Source organism: Robinsoniella sp. RHS (assembly GCF_001029355.1).
GTDB lineage: Bacteria > Bacillota > Clostridia > Lachnospirales > Lachnospiraceae > Robinsoniella > Robinsoniella peoriensis.
This window is the reverse complement of the sequence record NZ_JNGB01000230.1, coordinates 1-4,083: the sequence shown is the minus strand read 5'-3', so window position 1 is coordinate 4,083 and position 4,083 is coordinate 1. Positions and strand designations below refer to the sequence as shown.

The 4,083-nt window shown below is 41.8% G+C and carries 4 protein-coding genes; 3 read left to right on the top strand and 1 reads right to left on the bottom strand.

Translation table 11 applies throughout. From position 1 onward, the window contains the following. Window positions 1-25: 25 nt before the first annotated feature. A complete protein-coding gene (locus RHS_RS29025) occupies window positions 26-1,819 on the bottom strand; it encodes an L-fucose isomerase (RefSeq protein WP_027295156.1) in 1,794 nt (597 codons plus the stop codon). 262 nt (window positions 1,820-2,081) lie between these two features. On the opposite strand from RHS_RS29025, the gene RHS_RS29020 reads away from it, so the two are divergent. The 3 genes from RHS_RS29020 (at window position 2,082) to RHS_RS32325 (ending at window position 3,741) form a co-directional block, all read left to right on the top strand. Next, window positions 2,082-3,020 carry an AraC family transcriptional regulator gene (locus RHS_RS29020; RefSeq protein ID WP_027295157.1) on the top strand — a complete coding sequence of 313 codons (939 nt, stop codon included), beginning with the start codon at window positions 2,082-2,084 and terminating at the stop codon, window positions 3,018-3,020. Then, window positions 3,017-3,505: a DUF402 domain-containing protein gene (locus RHS_RS29015; RefSeq protein WP_027295158.1), complete on the top strand. Its 489-nt coding sequence runs from the start codon at window positions 3,017-3,019 to the stop codon at window positions 3,503-3,505. The genes RHS_RS29020 and RHS_RS29015 overlap by 4 nt, the downstream gene beginning before the upstream one ends. A gap of 104 nt (window positions 3,506-3,609) precedes the next feature. Next, complete coding sequence (locus tag RHS_RS32325) at window positions 3,610-3,741, top strand: hypothetical protein (protein ID WP_276325446.1); 132 nt, start codon at window positions 3,610-3,612, stop codon at window positions 3,739-3,741. The last annotated feature ends 342 nt before the right edge of the window (window positions 3,742-4,083 follow it).

Sequence of the window (4,083 nt, the reverse complement as noted above, 5' to 3'; positions counted from 1 at the left end):
ATCCCTATCGTTCTTCTATTTAATTTTATTTATATAATGGTCCGTAAGCTGCGCAAGCTCTGTAATCCTGACCTTCTTTATCCTGTCCGAATGCGTTCCAGGAAGCTGGTCTGAAGATTTCTTCTTCCGGTACGTTATGCATAGCAACCGGAATTCTTAACATAGAGCACATTGTGATTAAGTCTGCTCCGATATGTCCGTAGCTGATTGCGCCATGGTTAGCACCCCAGTTATTCATTACATCGTATGCTGTCTTAAATGCGCCTTCTCCTGTTGTTCTTGGTGCAAACCAGGTACATGGCCATGTGTAGTCTGTTCTCTTCCATAATTTATCAGATACTTCGTCCGGAAGTTTCACTGTGTGACCTTCAGCGATCTGAAGAACCGGTCCTAAGCCTTTTACAAGGTTCAAACGGATCATGGTTACCGGCATTTCAGCTTCTGTTAAGAAACGGGATGAGAATCCGCCTCCTCTGAAATATCCGTTATCAGCAGGATTCCAGGTAGTTGCATTCATGATTGCATCCTGATCTGCTTCTGTAACTTCATACCAGGGTTTCATAACGCCATTGCCGTTTTCATCTTTGGCCTGTCCGTTTGCATCGAGGCAAGCTGCTCCGGAGTTGATTAAGTGAATGAATCCGCCGGCTTCTTTTGCAACACCTTCAATATCATATCCGGTAGCTTTCTTAACAGCTTCAGGGCTCCAGTATGTACGAACATCTGCAAAGATCTGTGCTCTGTTGGTCAATAATTTCATGAACATCATGCCGAGACCGTTTAATACGTCATTTTCTGTTGCCAGGATGTATGGCTCTCTTGCTCCATTCCAGTCAAAAGAAGTATTTAACATTGCTTCCGGGAAATCACAGTTTGGATAGAAATCAGTCCACTGTCTCTGACCCTGGAATCCGGCTGCGATAGCATTGTGTCCAATTGCTTCTTCTGAGAATTTAGGATCCAGATTTTTATTTCCATTCATTAAGTCTTTGATGATACACATCATCTTAACTACGAATTCAAAATCTTTTTCTTTCTGCTCGTCAGATACCTGTAATTCAGGTGGGTTCTTATCGAATCCGATCTTGCATTTTTCTTTAGACCATGCAAGTGCTTTCTTATACTCTGCTTCATCATAGATACCTTCTGTCATACGACGGATGATTTCTACTTCATCAACAGATTCCACTCTCATGCCTAAGTATTCTTCAATAAATGCCGGGTCAATGATAGATCCGCCGATACCCATGCAGATAGAACCAATCTGTAAATAAGATTTACCTCTCATAGAAGCTGCTGCAACAGCTGCGCGTCCAAATCTTAATAATTTATCTTTTACATCGCAGGGAATCTCTGTATCATCTGCATCACAAACATCATGTCCGTAAATTCCAAAAGCAGGAAGTCCTTTTTGTGCATGTGTAGCCAGAACAGATGCAAGGTATACAGCACCCGGTCTTTCTGTACCATTGAATCCCCAAACACCTTTAATCGTGTTCTTTTCCATATCCATTGTCTCAGCGCCATAGCACCAGCAAGGAGTAACTGTCAATGTGATGTCAACGCCTTCTTTTCTGAACTTTTCAGCACAGGCTGCTGTTTCACCAACACGTCCGATTGTGGTATCTGCAATAACAACTTTTACTGGTTCACCATTTGAATATTTTAAATTCTCTTCGAATAATTTAGCTGCTGATTTTGCCATGTTCATAGTCTGCTCTTCCAAAGAACCTCTTACGTCCAAAGCGCCTCTACGTCCGTCAATTGTTGGTCTGATTCCGATTACTGGGTATCCACCGATCAATCTGCTTTCTGCCATTTGAAATTACCTCCATTTTAATAAAATTGTTTGGTTTGTTTATACACTTTACACAATGCAGTTTTATGGCAACCGCATTTTATGTACTAAGTATACAACATAATTTTTGATTTTGCACGTAAAATTATGTTAGGATATGGACAATTTTTGTGATTTTTGTTATACTATATCATCATCACATAATTGGGCGCAAGACGAGTGAAATCATTTCAGACAGGCCCTATAATAGAATTCGAAAGAACACGAGGTCAAAGCACATAATATGAAAGCATTCCATGAAGTTCGTTCCTATGATTCCGATTTTATGGTATGGCATTCATCCTATGAGAACATCAGCTTCCTGGCACACTGGCATCAGGAGATCGAATTTATCTATGTCCGCCAGGGCAGTGCCCATTTCAGTATCAATGATGATATTTTTACTGCCCACGCCGGTGATCTGGTCATTGTGGACACGGGTGATTTCCATTACAGCGACTCATCAAATATGGAAAATATACTGGAATTCATCATTTTTGATCCTGGAATTATCAGCTCCCTCTATCACCACTCCCAGTTTTCTCATCCTTGTGTAACCAGAGAAATGCTGGAATCCTATGGTATGAATGAAATGCTGATATCACTGCTGGACAGGGTAGGTGCAGAGCTTAAGAACAAGGAAGCTTATTATAAAGAGATTATTACCGCAGCATTAAGAGAGTTCTGGTATCTGCTAAAACGCAGGATCCCGAAAAATGACAGCGGTCTGCAGAGCACCAGTAAACGCATAAATATGCTTTACGACATGCAGCAGCTCTTATCTTATATGGAAGAACACTATGCCGACAATATTACTCTGTCATTTGCAGCAAAGCAGATGAATTTCAGTGAAAGCCATTTTTCCAAGGTATTTAAAAAACTGATAGGTATTAATTTCGTTACCTACCTGAACATGGTACGCGTGGAACATGCGGCCAGTGAACTGAAAAATACCAGCAATAAAGTCACAGACATTGCAATTGACTGCGGTTTTAATAACATTCGTACATTTAACAGGGTATTTAAAGAAATTACAGGCTGTACCCCGAGTGAATTTTTAAAACTGACAGATCCCGATTCCTATAATCTTACCTATTATAAGCGTAAATCCTCGGAGCAGGAATTTGTTGAAAATGATTCCCTGACCGTTGTAAAAAATATACCATCGGAGGTACTGCCATGACAAACCCCATTCTATACCGTAAACGCCTGATTCCAGAGGAATGCATATTATTAAAAGACGATATACTGCTCTACAGGGATGATCATATTATTCTTACAAAATGGAATACCCTCCATCCTAAGAAAACCCTGCATCACGGCCTTTCCTGTTATCTTCTGGATAAAGGAATTAAGGTAAGCAAATTCTATGACCACGAAAGCCGGCTGATCAGCTGGTACTGCGACATAATCACCTATGACTATGAGGAATCCACGGATACATACATATTCACGGATCTTCTGGCTGACGTCATCGTCTATCCAGATGGAAAGCTGAAGGTGATCGATCTGGATGAACTTGCCGATGCAGCGGAGCAGGCGTTAATTACTCCGGAAATGATGCTCAAAGCACTAAGGCAGCTGGATACACTGCTTCATGTGATCTACCGGGATGACTTTTATAAATACCAGAAATATATAGAGGATGCTGAAAATCAGGATATTTAGAAAAAGCGGGAAAACATGAGAGGTCATACTCCATGATTTCCCGCTTTTTGTATAGGAAGTGTTTGGTTTAAATTTGGGTTTTGCTGAGTAAGGACGCTTTGTAGATGGAGGTAGTGTACGGAAAGATGGGCGTGGGAAACTGGCATGGGCTCCGTCAGCTGGCCGCAGAACTGGTATTTTCTAACCTTTCCGAAGTGCTTTTTGGCGGCACGCGGGCATTCACCGAGAAATCCTGATGCATTTCTCGGCTCAGTGCCCGCTTAGTATCCGATGGGAGCCAGTCGAATACTATCCGCCAAAAAACACTTCGAAAAGGTAAGTAAATACTCAGCTCTGCTCTACGCTTCCTCCGCCCATACCAGTTTCCCACGCCCATCTTTCCGAGATAGCATTCGTTGATACAAAGCTGGTTTTCTCAGCCTGGTGGAGACCCCTGGGTAGTGACGGTCTGTTTGTTTTTGGATGCAGCAGAGTGTGTTACGGCAGTTCAGTGTGAAAGGGGGATGATAAGACGAAATTTTACCTGCTTTCCTGATCACAGACTTAACTGGATGTAGGTACTATAACCACAAATATAC